Origin of the sequence: Streptomyces sp. NPDC059003, assembly GCF_042740445.1 — a bacterium.
Taxonomy (GTDB): domain Bacteria; phylum Actinomycetota; class Actinomycetes; order Streptomycetales; family Streptomycetaceae; genus Streptomyces.
In genome coordinates, this window is record NZ_JBHYJH010000127.1 from 1 (window position 1) to 21,554 (window position 21,554).

The window sequence follows — 21,554 nt, forward strand, 5'->3', positions numbered from 1 at the left end:
TGTGCTGGTGGGCTGGTTGATGTGTATATGTGGAAAGGGCCACAGCCCGTCGTCCGTGGTGCCGGGTCACTTCGCCGCGTGACCGGCGCCTTCCTGGTCGCGCGCGGCCCCGGCCGCCGGTTTCGCCGCGGCGCCCGGCGGGGCCAGGGCCTTGGCGCGGCGGTTGACCAGGTGCAGCAGCGGCCCCGTCATGAAGGTGGTGACCAGGGCCATGATGACGAAGACGGTGAACAGCTCGGGACCGATGAGGCCGGTGTCCAGCGCCGCGTTGAGCACGATCAGTTCCGTCAGGCCGCGGGTGTTGACCAGGGCGGCCACCAGCGCCGACTGATGCGGGTCCAGGCCGCCGATCCGGGCGGCCGCGTAGCCGGGCCCCAGCTTGCCCACGATCGCGATGGCCAGGATCAGGGCCAGCAGGACGGCCCCGTCGCCGTCCACGGATCCGATGTCGAACGACAGGCCCGTGGTGACGAAGAACAGGGGCAGCAGCACCCCCGCGGTCTGCTCCAGGGTGTGGCGCAGTTCGGGGTCGGGCCGGTTGCCGACGCGGGGCATGGTCAGACCCGCGAGGAAGCCGCCGAAGACCGGGTGCAGCCCCAGCGAGGCGGTGACCCAGGCGCTGCCCAGGGCGAGCCCCAGCGCGAGGGGCACCCGGTTCATCAGCAGCGCCGCCGGCCTGGACAGCAGCTTGCCCAGCAGCGGCCGCACCCCGAGCAGCATCACCGCCACGAACCCGGTGATCAGCAGCAGCGTCACCGGCCAGGAGTGTCCGCTCTGGTGCCCGGTGCCGACGAACGCGGCGGCCAGGACGAGCCAGGCCGCCACGTCCATGAACCCGGCCGACGCCAGCGCCACCGTGCCCGCCGGGCTGCCCGCCATGCCGCGCTCGCGCACGATCGCCGCGAGCACCGGCAGGGCGGTCACCGCGGGGGCCACCGCCATGAACAAGGTGAACGACCCGCCCTCGGCGTGCCCGTGGCCCACGGCGTCGAAGGCGCCGCCGAACAGTTCCAGCGAGCCGACCCCGAGCCCCATGGGCACCACGAGCGCGAGGGTCGCCACGCTGACCACCGCGCGGCTGCCGCGGCGCAGCTGGCCGAAGTCGGTCTCGTATCCCGCCAGGAACATGAAGATGACGACCGCGACCTGCGCCAGGACGGTGAGGAACGGTTTCACCTCCGGCGGGAAGAGGTGCCCTGTGGGGTTGCCCGGCAGCTGGCCGAGCAGGGTCGGGCCCAGGGCGATACCGGCCACGATCTGCCCGATCACCGTCGGCTGGCCGCAGCGCCGGGCCAGTGCCCCCAGCAGCCACGAGGCGACGACGATGATCGCAACGTCCGCTATCACCAGCGCGGTTATCGCTTCGGTGTCCACCGGCTCCTCTTCCCTCGTTTCCCTCGCCCGGGTGTGTCCGTGCCGTTGCCGCGGTGGCGGGTCAGCTGGTCTTGCCGTGCAGCTTGCGCAGGTACTCGTAGGTGGAGGGCAGGGTGGCGACCAGTTCCTTCTGCTTGGCCTTGATGCCGTCGAAGACGGCCTGGGAGCGGTCCACCATGTCCGGGCGGGCCGCGAGGATCGGCAGGGTGTGCTCGGGCATGTGGTCCAGGCCGGCGAAGATGCAGTAGTAGTTGCTGTTGTTCCAGAAGTTGCGGAACTCGGCGTCGAAGTTGCCGTAGTAGGTGGTCTCGTCGGTGATGGGCATGTTCACCGGGAGCCCGGCCCGGTACATGGCCATCTTCTCCTTGATGTCGTCGGCCAGTTCGAGGTCCTTGCAGGCCCGCCAGAACGCCGTGTCGTTGCGCGGCGCGAAGCTGAAGTGGGCCTGCAGGAAGTCCCGGGTGTCGTCGAACATGGTCTCGATCTCGGCGTTGAACCGGCTCTGCAGGATCGGGTCGAACCGCTTGTCGGGGAAGTGCTTGGCGAGCTGGTAGAGCGCCGCGTAGGTGAAGTAGATCCCGGTGGACTCCAGCGGCTCCAGGAAGCAGGAGGCCAGGCCGATGCTGACGCAGTTGCGCACCCAGGCGCGGCGGTTGCGGCCCACCCGGAACTTGATCTGGTTCAGCGGCTGGGTCTCGGGGTCCAGGCCCCACATCTTGCAGAACTCGAGGGTGGCGTCGTCGCGGGACTGGAAGCGGCTGGAGAACACATATCCGGTGCCGAACCGGCCGAGCATCGGGATCTTCCACGTCCAGCCGGAGGACATGGCGATCGCGCCGGTGTAGGGCTCGACGCCCTCCGCCTCGTCGTCGTGCTGCACGGCGGTGGCCACGGCGCTGTCGTTGAGCAGGTGGTCGCTCATGTCCAGGAACGGCTCGCGCATCACGCCGTTGATGAGCAGGGCGCGGAAGCCCGAGCAGTCGATGAACAGGTCACCCTCGATGACCCGCCCGGTCTCGGTCTTGACGCAGGTGATGAAGCCCCGCTCGTCGACCTCGGCGCCGGTCATCTTGTCCTGGATGTGGATCGCGCCCTGCTTCTGCACGGCGAACCGGCACAGGAAGTCGGCGACCTTGTTGGCGTCGAAGTGCCAGGCGTAGTTGGTCCACTTGGTGCCGTCCATGTAGCGGGGCGACAGGTTCAGGTCCATGACCGGGGGCTCGCGGTAACAGGCGTAGTCGAACGGCTCGTCCGTCTGCCCGGTCAGCTTCTGGTGCGTCCAGTGGTGCGAGATCGGCAGGTTGTCCGAGTTCGCGAGCAGCCCGAACAGGTGGTAGAAGGAGTCCTCCCCCTGTCCCAGGGGGCGCGCGGCGGCCTCACCGGTGCCGGGGGTGCGCCAGTTGGTGAACTTGATGCCCATCTTGAAGCTGGCGTTGCACTCGCGCATCCACTCTTCCTCGGTGAAACCGAGGTAGTCGAAGAACGTCTTGTGCAGGTTGGGCACCGTCGCCTCGCCGACACCGATGCGGCCCACCTGTGGTGCCTCGATCACCGTGATGGACACGTCCGGACCGAGAGCCTTGCCGAGGTACGAGGCGGACATCCATCCGGCCGTTCCGCCACCGAGGACGACGACCCGCTTGATCCGATGATCCTCCACCGCTGCTCACCCTTTCTTTTCGGCACCGCGTGGCGGTGCCTGTTGGTTCGATCGCCAGAATCCAGAATTTCGAAAGCCGCTTTTCTGAGGTGTTTGCCGAATTTCCCACGGGGAGCTGCCGGAAGTCAACGAATCATTGGAACCGCTCTGTGCGAGAACCTTGCGGAATTCTATATTCGCAGGTCAGGGCGGCTTGTCAGTGGTGCGTCATCGCCTTGTCAGCGACGCCCGTAATCATTGCCGAATATCGCGAGTCGGGGAGTGTCGGAGTAGGGGTTTGGAGAAGATGTCGATTACGGAGTCGCGGCCCGATTTCTCTAATCCGGACCGCTGGGAGACACGATGACGGTGATCACCCGGCCCGAGGAGTTCAACGTCGGGGACCTCTATGTCTCCCTGGAGCCGGCCTTCGGGACGTCGCTCTACCTCAAGTGCGAGGGCTTCAACTTCGCCGGCTCGGTGAAGCTGAAGGCGGCCCTGGAGATGGTCGGCGCCGCCGAGCGCGCGGGCGTGCTGCGCCCGGGCGCCACCATCGTGGAGAGCTCCTCGGGCAACCTCGGCGTCGCCCTGAGCATCGTCGCGGCCGGCTACGGCTACGGCTTCGTGTGCGTCACCGACTCGCGCTGCACACGGGCCGCACAGCAGCTGATGCGGGCCCACGGCGCCGAGGTGCGGGTGGTCGGCGAACCCCACCCCGAGCGCGGACTGCTCGGCGCCCGCCTGGACTGCGTCCAGCAGCTGTGCCGGGACAACGACTACGTCTGGCTCGACCAGTACAGCAACGCCGCGAACTGGCTGGCGCACGCCCGCACCACGGGCCCGGAGATCCTCAAGGAATTCCCCGAGCTCGACGTGCTGTTCGTCGGCGCGGGCACCACCGGCACGCTGATGGGCTGCGCGCACTACCTGCGCGAGGAGAAGCCCTCGGTGCGGATCGTGGGCGTCGACGCCGAGGGGTCGGTCACCTTCGGATTCCCGCCCCTGCCGCGCCTGATCCCGGGCCTGGGCACCGCGGTGCGGCCCGCCCTGCTCGACCGGTCCTACGTCGACGAGCTCATCGTCGTGGCCGAACGCGACACCGTACGCACCTGCCGCACCCTGCAGCGCAACGGCTTCCTGTTCGGCGGCTCGACCGGCACCGTGGTGGCCGGCGCGCTGCGCTGGCTGGACGAGCACGCCCCCACCGAAGGCCTCACCGCCGTGGCCATCGCCCCCGACCTCGGCGAGCGCTACCTCGACACCATCTACGACGACGAGTGGGTGAGCGAACACTTCGGAGCCGACACGCTGGCCGCCGCCGCGCAGCCCGCCACCCCCAGGAGGCAGCCGTGACGGTGGCCCAGCACCCGGCGCCGGCCGCACCCGCCGCGTTCCCGCTGCTCGCGGGCCAGGCGGAGATCTGGTACGACGAGCAGTTCTCCGGCGGGACGCCCGCCTACAACTCCGGTACCTACCTGGACATCCGCGGTCCCGTGGACCCCGCGCTGCTCACGGCCGCCGCAGGGCGGCTGCTCGACGAGGCGGAGTGCACCCGGATCCGCTTCCTGGTGCGGGACGGGCTGCCCCGCCAGACCGTCCAGGCCCTGCCCGCCGTGCCGCTGAGCCGGCACGACCTGTCGGCGCAGGCCGACCCCGAGGCCGCCGCCCGGCAGTGGATGGACACCGACCTGCTGCACCCGTTCGCGATCGACGCCTTCCCCCTGATCCGGCTGGCCGAGCTGCGCCTGGGCCCGCAGCGGACCTGGCTGTACCTGTGCAACCACCATGCGATCAGCGACGGTTACAGCCACCTGGTGTACTGGCGCCGGTTCGCGGAGATCTACGCGGGCCTGGCCGCGGGCGCGGACGTGGGCCCGGGTGCGCTGCCGGGGCTGCGGCTGCTGGTCGAGGAGGAGCAGTCCTACCTCGGGACGCGGTTCGAGGAGCGCGACCGCGCGTTCTGGCAGGAGCGGTTCCCCCGGACCACCGCGGCAGCCACGCTGTCCACCCGCTCGCCGGTGGACTCGCTGCCGGGTGGCTTCCTGCGCCGCACCCGCACCCTCGACGAGGCGGCATCCAGCGCCGTGCGCGGCGCCGCGGCCGCGGCGGGCGTGAGCACCGGCGCGCTGCTGATGGCCGCGACCGCCCTCTACACCCACCGGATCACGGGCGCCCCCGACGTGACGCTGACCGTCGCCGCCAGCGCCCGGATGAGTGCCACCGCCCTCAAGGTCCCCGGCATGACCGCCAACTTCCTGCCGCTGCAGGTGCGCCTGGACGGCACGGAGAGCCGCCCCGAGCTGCTGCGCCGGACCGCGGCCGACCTGTCCAAGCTGCTGCGCCACCAGCGCTACCGGGTCGGCGCGATCCGCCGCGACCTCGGCCTGCGGCCCGCCGACCGCTGGCCGGTGGGCCCGTTCGTGAACATGCTGCCGCAGCCCACCGCCCTGGACCTCGGCCCGTGCACGGCAACGGCGCACAACCTCACCACCGGCCTGGTCAGCGACCTGATGGTGACCACCGTCGACAACGCCGACCAGCCCCTGCAGCTGAACATCAACGGCAACCCGGACCTGTACCACGCCGACGAAGTGGCCGACCACACCGACCGGTTCGCACACTTCCTGGGCCGGTTCGCCGGCGCCGCCGAACAGACGCCCGTGGGCCGGATCGCGCTGCTCGACGCGGCCGAGGCCGGCGCCTACGACCGGATGTCGCACGGAGCGGCCACCGACGAGCCCTACCTGAGCGTCGCCGCGGCCCTGCGCGCGGTCGCCGCCCGCAGCCCCGAGGCGGTGGCGCTCATCGAGGGAAGCGAGGACGCGCCCCGGGAACTCACCTACAAGGAGTTGCTCGCCCGCGCGCACGCGCTGACCCCGCGCCTGCCCGCCACCGGCCTGGTCGGCGTGCTCGCGTCACCGGGCGCCGCGTTCGTCGTCGGCATGCTCGGCATCTGGCAGGCGGGCGCGGCCTATGTGCCGCTGGACGTGCGGGCCCCCGCCGCACGGACCGCGGGCCTGGTGGCGGACAACAACATCAGCTGCCTGCTGGCGGACGCCGAACACAGGGAACTGGCCGCGAAGATCGCCGCCGAGACCGGCGCCGACATCGTGCTCCTCGACGACACCGAGCACCCCGAACCCGCCGAACCCGCCGGCCTGCCCGACGGCCCCGGCACCCCCGACGACCCCGACGCGCTGGCGTACGTCATCTTCACCTCCGGCTCCACCGGCACGCCCAAGGGCGCGATGGTGCAGCACGGCGGCATGGTCAACCACCTGCGCGCCAAGATCGAGGACCTCGGCCTGACCTCGGCCGACACCGTCCTGCAGAACGCGCCGCTCACCTTCGACATCTCCGTGTGGCAGCTCCTGGCGGGCCTGCTGGTCGGCGGCCGGGTGCGCATCGTGTCCCGCACCGTCGCCGCCGACCCCAACCTGCTGTTCCCGCTGGCCGCACGGGAGAAAGTCACCGTCGTCGAAGTGGTGCCCTCGCTGCTGCGCGCCGCACTCGACGCCTGGGACCTGGCCGGCAACGGACCGCGGCTGCCCGCCCTGCGCTGGCTGCTGGTGACGGGCGAGGCGATGCCCGCCGAACTGTGCGAGCGCTGGTTTCGCCGCGAACCGGCGATTCCCCTGCTGAACGCCTACGGACCCACCGAGTGCTCCGACGACGTCACCCACGCGGTGCTCACCGCCGACGACGGCATCACCGGCGCCGCCGGACGCCGCGTCCCGATCGGCCGCGCCGTGCGCAACACCTCGCTGTACGTCCTGGACGACCACCTGGCGGCCGTGCCCCGCGGCGTCATCGGCGAGCTGTACGTCAGCGGGGCCGGCGTGGGCCGCGGCTACCTCGGCGACGGCCCCAAGACCGCCGCGACGTTCCTGCCCGACCCGTTCGCGGGCGGCGGCGCGCGCATGTACCGCACCGGCGACCGGGTGCTGTGGCGCGCCGACGGACAGCTGGAGTTCGTCGAACGCCGCGACCACCAGGTCAAGCTGCGCGGCAACCGGATCGAACTGGCCGAGATCGAGGCCGCGATGCTCGCCCAGGCCCACGTACGCGACGCGGCCGTCACGGTGTTCGGCGAGCTGGGCAGGCAGCGCCTGGTCGGCTACGTGGTGCCCGCCGACACCGCGCAGGACGACCCGGCACACCTGCGCGAGCGGCTCGGCGCAGTGCTGCCCGCGTACATGGTGCCGTCCGTGATCGTGGCGCTGGACGCGCTGCCGCTGACCGCCCACGGCAAGGTGGACCGCAAGGCGCTGCCCGAGCCGGACGCCGACGACGTGGTGCGCACGGGCGGAGCGGGCACGCCGCGCACCCCCGGCGAGGAGCTGCTGTGCCGGCTGTTCGCCGAGGCGCTCGGCCTGAGCGGGGTCGGCCCGGACGACAACTTCTTCGACCTGGGCGGCGACAGCATCATCTCGATCCAGGTGTCCAGCCGGATCGGCCGCGAGGGCCTGCAGGTCACCCCGCAGCAGATCTTCCAGCTCAAGACGCCGGCCGCGATCGCCGCGGCCGCCGTGCCGGTGCGCCCGCCGTCGGCGCCCCGCGCCGAGGACGGCATCGGCGCCGTCGAGCCGCCGCCGGTGACCGCGCAACTCTGCGCGGACCTGGCCCTGCTGGCCGCCGAAGGCCTGCCCGACGCGGCCCGCCGCTACGGCCAGTACGTGGTCGTCGACGTGCCCGAGGGCACGGACACCGACCGGCTCGGCCACGCGCTGCAGGCCGTGCTCGACCACCACGACGCCCTGCGGATGCAGGTGAGCGTCCCCGTCGCCGGGCAGTGGGTGATGGAGACCCTGCCACCGGGCTCGGTCAAGGCCGGCGACGTGCTCACCGAAGCCGCCGCCGCGCCGATACCGGACCTGGCGGCGGCCGCGGGGATGCGGATGGACCCCGAGCACGGCATCGTCACCCAGGCGGTCCTCGTCCGCGGCACCCACGACGCACCGGACCGGCTGCTGTGGCTGGTCAACCACCTGTGCGTGGACGGCGTCTCCTGGCGGGTCCTGGTGCCGGACCTGCGCGAGGCCTGGGAAGCGGTGACCGCCGGCCGCGACATCGCGCTCGATGCCGTCGGCACCTCCTACCGGCAGTGGTGCCGCACCCTGGGCCGCGACGCCCGCTCCAGCGGGCGCCTGGCCGAGTTCCCCGCCTGGCTTCAGCAGGTCCGCGACAGCGGCCCGCCCCTGGCCGCCCGGCCGCTCGACCCGCTGCGCGACACCTACGCCACCGGGCACGCGCTGCGCCTGGTCCTGCCCCCCGAGGTGACCAGGCCGCTGCTCGGCGCGACCCCCGCCGTGCTGGGCGTCGAGGTCAACGACGTCCTGCTGACCGCGCTGGCCATCGCCGTCGCCGACTGGCGCCGCCGCAGGGGCGAGGACGCCGGGCAGGTCCTGGTGGAACTGGAGGGACACGGCCGCGAGCCCATCGACGGCGAGGACCTGGCCCGCACGGTGGGCTGGTTCACCAGCGTCTTCCCCGTACGCCTGGACACCTGCGCGGACGGCGGCGACCTGGACTGGGACGAGCTGTGGGCCGGCGGCGCCGCGCTGCAGCGGCTCGCCGAACGCACCTACGCCGCGCCCGGCCGCGGCCTGGGCTATGGCCTGCTGCGCTACCTGAACGCGCAGACACAGACCGCGCTGGCCCGGTTCGCGCCGCCCGAGCTCGGCCTGAACTACCTGGGCCGGTTCGCCGCGGGCACCGGCACCGGCGCCTGGCAACTGGACGGCGGCGACGCGGTGATCGCCACCGCCACCAGCCCGGACATGCCGCTGCGGCACGTCCTGGCCGTCACGCCCGTGACCGAGGACCGGCCCGAGGGGCCGCACCTGGTCGCCGACTGGCTGTGGGCGGGCGAGCTGTTCGCCGACACGGACGCCGAGGACATCGCACACACCTGGTTCCGGGCCCTGCGCGCCCTGGTCGCGCACTGCGGAGCCAACAAGAGGGAGACATCGTGACTCAGTCGCAGCGAGCGGCGGCGGACGGACCGCGGGACATGCACGAGGCCGCACTCACCCCGGCGGTGCAGCGGCTGCGGGACCGGGCCGGCGCACTGCCCGAGGCGGGCGCGCAGTCGGGCGAGTTCCTGGTCCTCAACGCCCCCCAGGGCACCGACCTGGCCGCGCTGACCGCGGCCGTGCAGGCGCTGCTCGATGGGCACGAGGCGCTGCGGCTGTGCCTGACCGAGCCGTTCGAGGGCCTGCTGACCTCGGGAGTGCTCCCCGTGGGGGCGGTGCGCGCCGAGCAGCTGGTGTCCCAGGCCCCGGCGGACGCCGAGCCGGCCGACCTGGCCGCGGCCGCGCGGGAGCGCCTGGCCGTCGGCGAGGGCATCACGCTGCAGGCCGTGCTCGCCGGGCAGCGCCTTGTGCTGCTCGCGCACGAGCTCGTGGTGGACGCCGCATCGTGGCGGGTGCTCGCCGACGACCTGCTCGCCGGGTGCCGCGACGCCGTCGCCGGGCGCACACCGGTGGCCGGCGACGTGCCGGTCCCCTACCGGGACTGGGCGGCCCGCCTCGCCGAGCAGGCGCGCGCCGCACACCGGGTGCGCGAGCTGCCCGCGTGGACCGAACAGCTGGACTCCGACGCCCAGTTGGTGCCGGATATGGTGCTCGATGCGGCCAAGCACACCGCGGCCGCGCTGTGCCATCTGCGCCAGGAGCTGCCCGCACAGGCCAGTGCGGCCCTGCTGTCCACGCTGCCGTCGGCGTTCCACGCCACCACCGAGGACGCGCTGCTCGCCGCGCTGGCGATCGCCGCGGCGGCGCACCGCGGCGAGGCCGAGGCGGGCCGCACCGCCGTGCTGGTCGAGCTGGCCGGCCACGGCGGCCGGCCGCCCGTCGAGGACCTCGACCTCAGCCGTACGGTCGGCCACTGCGGCAGCGGATTCCCGGTGCGGGCGGACGCGGCCGTGCTCTACCCCGAGGACCTCACGCCCGGCGACGCGGACCTGGACGACGCCCTCAAGCGGGTCAAGGAGCAGCTGCGGGCGCTGCCCGACGGCGGCGCGGGCTACGGCGTGCTGCGCCGCCTCAACCCGCAGACCGCAGGGGTGCTCGCCCGGCGCGGCACCCCGCAGGTGCGGCTGCGCTTCGACGCGGAGCTGCCCGCTGCGGTGAGCGCCGCCGCTCACCCGGCCACCCCCGTCGAGCACGCGGTGAGCGTGACCGTGGCGGTGCGTGAGGGCCGGCTGGTCGCCGACTGGGCCTACCTGCCCGACCTCGTGCCCGGCTGCGCCGAGCTGGCCGAGGAATGGCTGCGGCTGCTCGGCCTGCTGGCCGAGCACGCAAGCATGCCGGGTGCGGGCGGCCGTACGCCCTCGGACCTGACCGTCTCGACGCTGACGCAGCGCGAGATCGACGACCTGGAGGCCGACCTGGGGCCGCTGCAGGACGTGCTGCCCCTGTCACCGCTGCAGAAGGGCATGCTGTTCCACGCGGGCCTGCACAAGAACGAACTGGACGTCTACCACGTCCAGGTGCACGCGGACCTGACCGGGCCGCTGGACGAGGACCGGCTGCGCGCCGCCACCGCGAGCCTGCTGCAGCGCCACGTCAACCTGCGCTGCTGCTTCCGCTACAGCGCGACCGGCGAGCAGCTGCAGGTCATCCCCGAGACGATCGAGCTTCCCTGGGCGCACGTCGACCTGAGCGGCGCCTCCCCGACGCAGCTCGCCGACTTCGCGGCCGCCGACCGGGACCGCGGCGTGGACCTGGCGGCTCCCCCGCCCATGCGGTTCACGCTGATCCGCCTGGGCCCCGACCGGCACCGGCTGCTGTGGACGTTCCACCACATCGTGGCGGACGGCTGGTCCACCCCCATCGTGCTGCGCGAGCTGCTGAGCGCCTACCAAGACGGCGTACCCGCCTCCCCCGAACCGCGGCCGTACCAGGACTACTTGCGCTGGCTGGGCGAGCGCGACGTCGCGAGCGCCGAGCGGGCGTGGCGGGCGGCGATGACGAACGTGTCCGAGGGCACGCTGGTCTCGCCCCACGGCGAGGAGATCCCGCCGGTGCGGCCCGAGCACCTCTTCTCCGATCTGCCGGCGGACCTGACCGACGCGGTCACCGCCTTCGCGCGCCGCCGCGGCCTCACGCTCGCCACCGTGGTGCACACCTGCTGGGCGATCCTCGTCGGCCAGCTCACCGGCAGCCGGGACGTGGTGTTCGGCAGCGTGCAGTCCGGCCGCCCGGCCGACCTGTCCGGGGTGGACGAGATGGTCGGCATGTTCGTGAACACCCTGCCGGTGCCGGTGCGGCTCGACCCCTACCGGTCGTTCGCCGACGTCGCCGCCGGACTGCAGGACGAGCAGCTGTCCCTGACCGACCACCAGCACCTGGGCCTGGGCGACATCCAGCGGCTGACCGGGATCCGCAGGCTCCTGGACACGTCCGTGACCATCCAGAACTATCCGACGGACCTGGCGGAGCTGAGTGCGATCGTGCCGGGCCTGGCCGTGGACGACGTCCAGGCCGAGCTCTCCGGCGAGTACACGATGGCGCTGCTGGTGCACCCGGGAACCCGGATCGGGCTGCAACTGGCCTACCGGCCTGACCTGTTCACGGCGGACGGCGCCGAGCGGGTCGTGCGGCGGCTGACCGGGCTGCTGGCCACCGTGGTGGAGCACGCGGACAGGCCGCTGGGGGCGCTGGATGCGCTCACCGCCGACGAGCGTGCCGACCTCGTCGGCCCGTGGGCGGGCGCCCTGGCCGAGCGCCGGGTGTGCGACGTGCCGACGCTGTTCGCCGAACAGGTCGCCGCCGCGCCCGACGCACCGGCCCTGAGCTGGAGCGGCGGCGCGATGAGCTACGCCGAACTGGACGCGCGGGCCAACCGGATGGCGCACGAGCTGATCGCGTGCGGTGCGGGCCCGGACACGGTGGTCGCGCTGGTGCTGCCGCGCACCCCCGAACTGCTTGTGACGGTCCTTGCGACGCAGAAGGCCGGTGCCGCCTACGTCCCGGTCGACCCGCAGTACCCGGCCGACCGGATCGCGTTCATGCTCGAGGACTCCCGGCCGGCCGTGATCGTGTCCACCGTGGACATCGGCCCCGCGCTGCCCGCAGGCGGGGCCGAGATGATCCTGGTCGACGACCCGGACCGGGCGGCGCGGGTGGCCGCCCGCCCCGCGGGCGATCCGACCGACGCCGAGCGCACCCGGCCGCTGCTGCCCACCGACGCCGCGTACGTGATCTACACGTCCGGGTCGACCGGGCGGCCCAAGGGCGTCGTGGTGGACCACCTGGGGTTCACCAAGATGGTCTTCGACCTGATCGCACGGTTCGACGTCGTGGCGGACACCCGGATGCTGCAGTTCGCCCCGTCCAGCTTCGACGCCTCGATCTGGGAGTGGTCGATGGCGCTGCTCGGCGGCGGCACGCTGGTGCTGACCGACGAGCTGAGCCGGCTGCCCGGGCCCGCGCTGGTCGACCTGATCGCCGAGCAGCGGGTCAATCTGCTGGCGTTCCCGCCCGCGGTCGCCGCGGCGCTGCCCGAGGGCAGCACCCTGCCGGCCGACCTGACCATGGTGGTCGCCGGTGAGGCCTGCCAGAAGGAGGTCGTGACGCGCTGGTCGGACAGCGTGCGGATGTTCAACGGCTACGGCCCGACCGAGACCGTGCTCGCCTCCACCTGCGCCGGCCCGCTGCACGGGCCCGAACGCCCCTCGATCGGGCGGCCGTTGGCGGCGCACCGGGTGTATCTGCTTGACTCCGCGCTGCGCCCGGTGCCGGCCGGGGTGACCGGGGAGATCTACGTCAGCGGCGGGCTGGCCCGCGGCTATCTGAACCGGCCCGGCTTCACCGCCTCCCGGTTCGTGTCCTCCCCCTTCGACGCCGCGGGCGAGCGGATGTACCGCACCGGCGACCTCGCCCGCTGGGACGCGCACGGGGTGCTGCACTACGTGGGCCGCGTGGACGACCAGGTGAAGCTGCGCGGGTACCGGATCGAACTGGGTGAGGTCGAGGCCGCGCTGCGCGGCGCGCCCATGGTCGGCGACGCGTCCGTGGTGCTCGGCGAGGACGGCGGCGGCAAACGCCTGGTCGGCTACGTGGTGCCGGTGCCCGGCGGTGAACTGCCGGATGTGGACCTGGTGCGCGAGCATGCCGCGGGCGAGCTGCCGGACTACATGGTGCCCGCTGCCCTGGTCGCGCTGGAGAGCCTGCCGCTGACCCCGAACGGCAAGGTGGACCGCAAGGCCCTGCCCGAGCCGGGCGCCGTGGCACGGCCGGTGGGCCGCGCTCCGCGGACCCCGCTGGAGGAGAGCCTCGCCTTCGTCTTCGCCCAGGTCCTCGGCCTGGACTCGGTCGGCATCGACGACGACTTCTTCGTCCTGGGCGGGCACTCGCTGCTGGCCACGAAGGTGATCGCCCGGCTGCGGGCGATGCTGAACCTGGAGGTGCCGATCCGGGCGCTGTTCGAGGCCCCGACGGTCGCGGGCCTGGCGCTGGCGATCGGCGGCGCGGCGGCGGCGCGCCCGCCGCTGCGGCCCGCCCCCGGCGACGAGCGCCGGCACGGGCTGTCCTTCGCCCAGCAGCGGCTGTGGTTCCTGGACCGGCTGCAGGAGGCGGACGCCGCCGGCATGTACAACGTGCCGATCGCGATCCGGCTCTCGCAGGCGGGCGACGGGCCCGCGCTGCGCGCCGCGCTCGCCGACGTGAGCGCGCGGCACGAGGTGCTGCGCACCGTGTACGCGGAGCAGGACGGGGTCGCCGTCCAGCACGTCCTGGACCCGCAGCCGGACCTGCCGGTCACGGTCGTGCCCGTTGCGGCCGGTGATCTGGACGCGGCGCTCGCGGACCAGGCGGACACCAGGATCGACCTGACCGGGCCGCCGCTGCGCTGTGTGCTGTACGAGGTGGACAACGGTGAGCACGTGCTGCTCCTGGTGATCCATCACATCGCCTTCGACGGCGCGTCGATCACACCGCTGGTGCGCGACCTGTGCGCCGCCTACGCGGCGCGGATCGAGGGGCACGCCCCCGACTGGAGCCCGCTGCCCGTGCAGTACCGGGACTACGGCGTGTGGCAGCGCGACCTGCTGGGCGATGCCGACGATCCGGACAGTGTGGCCGCACAGCAGCTGGAGTACTGGCGCCGGGCGCTGGAGGGCTCTCCGGAGGCCCTGGACATCGCGACCGACTACCTGCCCCCCGCGGTGCCGCGCTACGAGGGCGAGGAGCTGGCGTTCGAGATCCCGGCGCAGCTGCACCGGGACCTGACCCGCCTCGCGGCCGAGCTGGACGCCAGCGTGTTCATGGTGGTCCAGGCCGCCTTCGCGACGCTGCTCACCCGGCTCGGCGCCGGCACCGACATCCCGCTGGGCACCTCGGTGGCGGGCCGGGACGACGAGGCGCTGGAGGACCTGATCGGGTTCTTCGTCAACACCCTGGTGCTGCGGACCGACACCAGCGGCGATCCGACGTTCGCCGACCTGGTGCACCGGGTGCGGGAGACGGATCTGGCCGCGTACGCCCACCAGGACCTGCCGTTCGAGCACCTGGTCGAGGCGCTCAACCCGAACCGGTCGGCGACCCGGCAGCCGCTGTTCCAGTACCGGCTGACGATGACGAGCCGGCAGGACACCGGCGCGCAGGCGGCCGCCCTGTTCGGGTCGATCACACCGGTGCCGCTGCGCCGGGCCAAGTTCGACCTGATGATGCTGCTCGACGAGTGCTTCGTCGACGGCGAACCGAGCTCGCTGACCGGTGTCCTGGAGTACCGCACCGAGCTGTATGCCCGCAGCACGGCCCAGCGCACCGTCGACCGGTTCCTGGCCCTGCTGAGCGCGGCGGTCGCCGACCCGCGGGCGCGGGTGAGCCAGCTGGAGGTGCTGTCCGCCGCGGAGCGGGCACGCCTGGATGAGCTGGGCGCCGGCCCGGTCACCGCGGAGGACTACGAAGGTGTGGTGGCCCGGGTGCGGGCGCACGCCGCGGCCCGCCCCGACGCCGTCGCGGTGTCCGACGTGGACGGCGCCACCACCTACGCCCAGCTGGTCGGCCGTGCCAGCGCGCTGTCGCGGCGGCTGACCGGCGGCGAGCGGGTGGCGGTGCTGGCCGGTCCCGGCGCCGGGCACATCGCCGCCGTGCTGGGCGTGCTCGGCGCGGGCCGGGCGTACGTGCCGCTGGACGTCACCGCGGGTGCGGGCGCGCTCGCCGGCCTCCTGCGGGACAGCGGGGCGGACCAGCTGATCGTGGACGAGAGCCACCGTGCTCTGGCCGACGAGGTGATCGCCGAGGCCGCGGAGCGGTACGGCCTGCGGGTCGAGCCGGTGGCGCTGGAGGCCGGGGTGGACCCGGCGGCTGCTCTGGCACCCGACACGGACGCCCCGGACGCGCCCGCCTACGTGGTCCTCCCCACCGCCGGCCCCGGGGCGGTCACGGTCGCCCGCGCGGGCCTGGTCAACCAGCTGCTGGCCAAGGCCGAGACGCTGGGCCTGACCCCGCGGGACCGGCTCCTGCACCACGCGCCGGTCCCCGTGGACCGCGCGATGTGGCAGCTGCTGGCGCCGCTGGTGTCCGGCGGCACGGTGCAGGTGGCCGACCGGGACGCGGCCCGCGAGCCGCGCGCCCTGTTCGAGACCGTGCGCAGCGGTGAGGTCACCGTGCTCGAGGTCGTCCCCGGCCTGCTGTCGGCCGCGCTCGACGCGTGGGACGGCGAGGGCAGCGCGGTGGACCCCGGCCGGCTGCGCCGGCTGACGGTCACCGGCGAGGTGGTGGGCGCGGACCTGTGCAACCGCTGGCTGGCCCGGTTCCCGCAGATACCGATCGTGCACTGCTACGGCCCTGCCGAGTGCGCCGGCGACGTCGCGCACGCCGTGATCAGCGCGCCGCCGGCGGCGCGCCGGCGGGTGCCGGTCGGCAGGCCGCTGCGCAACACGACCCTGCACGTGCTCGGCCCCGACCTGCGCCCGGTTCCCGGCGGCGTGCCCGGCGACCTGTATGTCAGCGGCGTCGGCGTGGGCCACCTGGGCTCGGCCGCGCCCGCCGCGACCGCGTTCGTGGCCGATCCGGCCGCGCCGGACGGCGGCCGCATGTACCGCACCGGCGATGTCGTGCGCTGGGGCGCGGACGGCGAGCTCGAGTTCCTGGGCAGGCGCGAGGAGCAGGCCAAGGTCAGGGGATTTTGGATCGAGCCGGGCGAAGTCGAGGCCGCGCTGCGTGCGCTGCCCTACGTCAGCCAGGCCGCGGTGCGCGTGGACGGGCAGGACGAGGCCGCCTGGCTGTCCGCCTACGTCGTGCCCGTCCCGGGCGCGCAGGTGCCGGAGGCCGCCGCCCTCGGCTCCGCGCTGTCCGCGGTGCTGCCCGACTACATGCTGCCCTCGGCGGTGCTGGTCCTGGACGAGCTGCCGCTGACGGCCGCCGGCACGGTGGACCGCGCGGCGCTGGCGTCGATCGAGCCGGGCACGTCCACGCCGGGCCGTGAACCGCGTACCGCGGCGGAGCGCCTGGTGTGCACCGTGTTCGCGGACGTGCTGGGCCAGGGGCCGGTGGGGGTCGACGACGACTTCTTCGAGCTGGGCGGGCACTCGCTCCTTGCGATCTTCGCGCTGGGCCGGGTGCGGGCCGAGCTGGGCGTCGAACTGCCGGTGCGCGCGCTGTTCGAGGCGCGCACCCCGGCCGCGCTGGCCGCGCTGCTGCCGCAGGCGGAGCAGGCGGAGCGGCCGCCGCTGCGGCCCGCCGCCCCGCTCGCCGAGGGCGAGCACTGGCCGCTGTCGTTCGCACAGCGCAGGCTGTGGTTCCTCAACCACATGGCCGAGGGCGGCACCGGCACCTACAACGTGCCCATCGCGATGCGCTATACGGGCGTGCCGGACCTGGCGGCGTTCGAGGCGGCGCTCGGTGATGTCGTGGCCCGCCACCAGGTGCTGCACACGGTCTTCCCCCAGGACGCCGACGGCGTGCCGCACCAGGAGCCCCGGGCGGACTTCCGGCCGCGGCTGCGGGTGGTGGACGTGCCCGGCGCGGATCTCGCGGCCGAGCTGGCACGCGAGGTGGACCGCGGCTTCGACCTGGAGACCGAGTGCCCGGTGCGGGCCCACCTCTACCGGCTGGACGACGGCGAGTCGGTGTCGTTGCTGGTGTTCCACCACATCGCGGTGGACGGGGTGTCGACCGGCCCGCTGCTGCGGCAGTTCGCCGAGGCGTACGCCGCGCGGCTGGCGGGCCGGGCGCCCGGCTGGGCGCCGCAGGCCCTGCAGTACACGGACTTCGCGGTGTGGCAGCGCGACCTGTTCGGCTCCGAACGCAACGCGGAGGGGCCGCTGTCCAAGCAGCTGGCCGAATGGCGCGAGGTGCTCGCCGACCTGCCGGACGAACTGGAGCTGCCGCGCGACTTCGCCCGGCCCGCCGTCAGCAGCCACACCGGCGAAACCGTCCGCTTCGCCCTGGACGCCGACCTGCACCGGGCGCTGGCCCAGCTGGCCCAGGAGCACAACAGCACCCTGTTCATGGTCGTCCAGGCCGCCGTCGCCGCCCTGCTCACCAAGCTGGGGGCCGGCACGGACATCCCGCTGGGCAGCACGGTCACCGGCCGCGACGACGAGGGCCTGCACGACATGGTCGGGTTCTTCGTGAACACGCTCGTGCTGCGCACCGACACCAGCGGCGACCCCAGCTTCGTGGACCTGCTGGGCCGGGTCCGGGAGACCGACCTGGCCGCGTACGCCCGCCAGGACGTGCCGTTCGAGTACCTCGTGGAGGACCTCAACCCGGTCCGGTCGCTGGCCCGTCACCCGCTGTTCCAGGTGCTGGTGCAGTTCACCGCGGACGACGGCACGCCGCCGCTGGCGCTTGCGGGCCTGGACTGCCGCGAGGAGCCGCTGCACAACATGCGGCCCAAGGCCGACCTGGCCTTCGACCTGCTCGAGCGGCGGACCGGCGGCGCGCCGGACGGGATCCTCGGCGCTCTGGTGTTCAGCTCGGACCTGTTCACCCGGGCCTCGGGCCAGCAGCTGGGCGAGCGGCTGATCCGGCTGCTGCGCGCGGTCGCCGATCGGCCGCACCAGCCGCTGAGCGCGGTGACGGTGCTGGCACCCGGTGAGCTCGAGCGCATCATGGTGCACCGCAACGACACCGCGGTGGCCGTGCCGCCGGCCCTGGTGCCGGGCCTGTTCGCCGCGTCGGTGCGCCGGGCCCCGGACCGTATCGCCCTGCGCTGCGGTGCCCGCGCGCTCACCTACCGGGAGCTGGATGAGCGGGTGGGCCGGCTGGCGGGCGCGCTCCTGGCGCGGGGCGCCGGCCCGGACACGGTGATCGGCATCGCGCTGCCGCGCGTGCCGGAGCTGGTGGTCGCCGCGCTCGCGGTGGCCCGCGCCGGAGCGGCGTACCTGCCCCTGGACCCCGACCACCCGGGCGACCGCATCCGCTACATGCTCAAGGACGCCGGGCCGCTGCTGGTGATCACCGACGCGGCGACCGCGGCCGGGCTGCCGGACACGGACGTGCCGCACCTGCTGGTGGACGCCCCGGATGCGGCTGCGGGGCCTGCTCCCGCGGAGCCGGCCGGGCTGCTGCCCGCCCACGCGGCGTACGTGATCTACACGTCCGGCTCGACGGGCCGCCCCAAGGGCGTCACCGTGCCGCACGGCGCCCTGCGCAATCTCCTGGCGGACATGCGCGGCAGGCTGGACCTGGCGCAGGGGGAGCGCTTCCTTGCGACCACCACGTTCGGTTTCGACATCGCCAACCTGGAGCTGTTCGTCCCGCTGCTCGCGGGCGGCGAGCTGGTCCTTGCGGACCGGGCGGCGGTGCGCGACGCGCAGGCCCTGGCGGCGTTGATCACGGCTGAGCGGATCGATGTCATGCAGGCGACGCCGAGTCTGTGGCGGGCGCTGCTGGAGGCGGACGCCGCCGCGCTGCGCGGACTGCGGGTGCTCACGGGCGGGGAGGCGATCGACGAGGCGCTGGCGGCGGAGCTGGCCGCGACGGCCGGCTCGGTGCTCAACGTCTACGGCCCGACCGAGACCACGATCTGGTCCACGTCGAGCCCGGTGGACCGTGAGCGGGCCGGGGCGCCCGCGATCGGCCTGCCGATCGCCAACACCCGCGCCTACGTGCTGGATTCCCGGCTGCGTCCGGTGCCGGACCGGGTGCTGGGCGAGCTGTACCTCGCCGGCGAGGGGCTGGCGCGCGGCTACCACGGCCGGCCCGCCCTGACCGCGGACCGCTTCGTGGCCGACCCCTTCGGCCCGGCGGGCGAGCGGATGTACCGCACCGGCGACCTGGTCCGCTGGGGCCACGACGGCCGGCTCGAGTACGTCGGCCGCATCGACCACCAGGTCAAGATCCGCGGCTTCCGGATCGAGCTCGGCGAGGTCGAGGCCGCGCTGCGGGCGCTTCCCGGGGTGAAGGACGCCCTGGTGCGCGTCGACGGCGAACGGGCGCGGCTGCTGGGCTATGTGGTGCCCGACGCGGGCGTTGAACCGGTGCCGGAGCAGCTGCGCGCGCAGCTCGCCGCATGGCTGCCGGACTATCTGCGGCCGTCCGCGCTGGCCGTGCTGGACGCGTGGCCGCTGACCCCCAACGGCAAGGTGGACCGGGCGGCGCTGCCGATGCCGGACGCGGCCGTCCACGACCGGCGCCCGCCGCAGACCGTGGCGGAGGAACTGCTGTGCGGCGTGTTCGCCGATGTGCTGGGCCTGCCCGAAGTGGGCGTGCTGGACGACTTCTTCGACATCGGCGGGCACTCGCTGCTCGCCCCCGGGCTGATCGGCCGCGCCGTGGCGGCGGGCCTGCGCCTGGACATCGCCGACCTGTTCACCCATCGCACGGTCGCCGCTCTGGCCGCGGTCGCGGGCGGGCGGCAGCCGGCGGAGCAGGCCGCGGCCTGGCGCGGCGAGGCGATGAGCCGCGTCATCGAGGGGGCCGGGCACCTCGATCCGGTCGCCCCGGTGCTGCCGATCCGGCCGGACGGCGACCGTGCCCCGCTGTTCTTCGTGCACAGCGGCGTCGGGTTCGCGCTGCCCTATGTCGGCCTGGCCCAGCACCTGGAGCCGGGGCACCCGGTCTACGGCCTGCAGTCGCCCGCGCTGTCCGGTGCGGCAGAGCTGCCCCGGAGCATGGGCGAGCTGGCCGAGGAGTATCTCGCCCGCATCCGGGAGATCCAGCCCGAGGGCCCCTACCACCTGCTGGGCTGGTCGTTCGGCGGCCTGGTGGTGCAGGAGCTCGCCGCCCGGCTGCGGCAGTCGGGGCAACAGGTCGCGCTGCTGATGAATCTGGACGGCTACCCCGAGCCCGACCGGGCGGCGGCGCGGGAGTCGGAGTCCGACATGCTGGTGAACGTCCTTGAGGTGCTCGGGCACGACCGGGCCCGGTTCGAGGGACGCACCCTGACCCCGCACGACGTGCTGGACGAGCTGCGCGGGGAGAAGCATCCGCTGCTGGCGCTCGGCGAGGACACGGTGCTGCGGATCATGGCGCTGTCCGACCGGCACGGGGCGCTGCTGCGGCAGTTCGAGCCGCAGCACTACGACGGCGAGCTGCACCTGGTGATCGCCACCGCCGAGCGCACCGAGGCGGAGCGGGCGGCGCTGGCCGACCGCTGGCGGCCCCATGTCGCGCAACTGACCGAACACGCCGTGGACGTGGGGCACGAGCACCTCATGCACCCGGCTCCGCAGGCCTGGCTCGCCGCCGTGGTCAACCGGCTGCTGAAGGACGCCTCGCAGCCGCAGGGGAAGGGCAGTGCGCGATGACCACGCAGGTGGCGACGGTCCGGGCCGGTGCGCTGGCCGCGGCCCTGACCGAGATCGAGACGGTGGCGGCGCGGCGGCTGCGCAGGCTGCGCCGCGCGCCGGGCAGGCTGGTCGGGATCGTCATGAACCCGATCATCGTGCTGGTGGCGTTCGGCTATCTGCTGGGTGCGTCGGTGGAGGTGCCCGGCGGCTCCGACTACAGCGAGTACATCTTCGCGGGCGGGCTGATGCAGGTGGGTCTGGCCGGCATCACGCCCACGGCGATGGCCGTCGCGATGGACCTGCGCAGCGGTCTGGTGGACCGGCTGCGGTCGCTGCCGATCTCCAAGGCCACCGTGCTGATCGGCAACTCGATCGGCGACCTGGTGATGGGTCTGTTCGGCATGGCGGTGGTCACCGTCGTCGGCCTGGTCCTTGGCTGGCGTCCGCACGGCGGTCCGCTGTCGGTGCTCGCGGGGTTCGCGGTGGCGGCGGCGTTCGTGTACGCGATGGTGTGGGTCGGCATCATGCTCGGGCTGCTCTGGCGCAATCCGGAGACGATCAGTTCGATCGGCGGTCTCATCGCGGTGCTGTTCTCGTTCCTGTCCACCGGTTTCATCTCCGCGGAGAAGATGCCGGCGCTGGTGCGCCCGATCGCCGAGTGGAACCCGGTCAGTGCCGTGGTCACGGTGGTGCGTCAGCGGTGGGGCAATCCGCAGCACGTGTCCGGGTTCGCCGCCACCCACTCCGTCCTGGTCGCCGTGGTGTCGCTGGCGGCCGTGCTGCTGGTCGCCGGTGCGGTCAGCATGCGGCGCTACCGGGCCGACACGCACTGAACCATCCAAGACCCCTGGA

The 21,554-nt window shown here is 73.5% G+C and carries 6 protein-coding genes; 4 read left to right on the top strand and 2 right to left on the bottom strand.

The features are described from left to right. Positions 1-66 precede the first annotated feature (66 nt). A complete protein-coding gene (locus tag ACFWZ5_RS33020; RefSeq protein ID WP_384891651.1) occupies positions 67-1,374 on the bottom strand; it encodes a cation:proton antiporter in 1,308 nt (435 codons plus the stop codon). A 61-nt stretch (positions 1,375-1,435) separates the two neighbouring features. Then, positions 1,436-3,034, bottom strand: coding sequence for a tryptophan halogenase family protein (locus tag ACFWZ5_RS33025; RefSeq protein ID WP_384790673.1), 1,599 nt, complete (start codon positions 3,032-3,034; stop codon positions 1,436-1,438). A 342-nt stretch (positions 3,035-3,376) separates the two neighbouring features. On the opposite strand from ACFWZ5_RS33025, the gene sbnA reads away from it, so the two are divergent. From sbnA to ACFWZ5_RS33045, 4 genes are read left to right on the top strand one after another with little or no spacing between them, the layout of a single operon-like run. Continuing rightward, on the top strand, positions 3,377-4,366 hold the full coding sequence (gene sbnA, locus ACFWZ5_RS33030) for a 2,3-diaminopropionate biosynthesis protein SbnA (protein WP_384790676.1): 990 nt from the start codon (positions 3,377-3,379) through the stop codon (positions 4,364-4,366). Beyond that, a complete protein-coding gene (locus tag ACFWZ5_RS33035; protein WP_384790679.1) occupies positions 4,363-8,988 on the top strand; it encodes an amino acid adenylation domain-containing protein in 4,626 nt (1,541 codons plus the stop codon). Before sbnA ends, ACFWZ5_RS33035 begins: the two co-directional genes overlap by 4 nt. Continuing rightward, positions 8,985-20,720, top strand: coding sequence for an amino acid adenylation domain-containing protein (locus tag ACFWZ5_RS33040; RefSeq protein ID WP_384790682.1), 11,736 nt, complete (start codon positions 8,985-8,987; stop codon positions 20,718-20,720). Before ACFWZ5_RS33035 ends, ACFWZ5_RS33040 begins: the two co-directional genes overlap by 4 nt. Continuing rightward, positions 20,717-21,535, top strand: coding sequence for an ABC transporter permease (locus ACFWZ5_RS33045; protein WP_384790685.1), 819 nt, complete (start codon positions 20,717-20,719; stop codon positions 21,533-21,535). Before ACFWZ5_RS33040 ends, ACFWZ5_RS33045 begins: the two co-directional genes overlap by 4 nt. Positions 21,536-21,554 lie beyond the last annotated feature (19 nt).

Excerpts from the sequence above, each read along its gene's own strand:
- sbnA (WP_384790676.1), top strand. The coding sequence starts at position 3,377 with ATGACGGTGATCACCCGGCCCGAGGAGTTCAACGTCGGGGACCTCTAT.
- ACFWZ5_RS33045 (WP_384790685.1), top strand. The coding sequence starts at position 20,717 with ATGACCACGCAGGTGGCGACGGTCCGGGCCGGTGCGCTGGCCGCGGCC.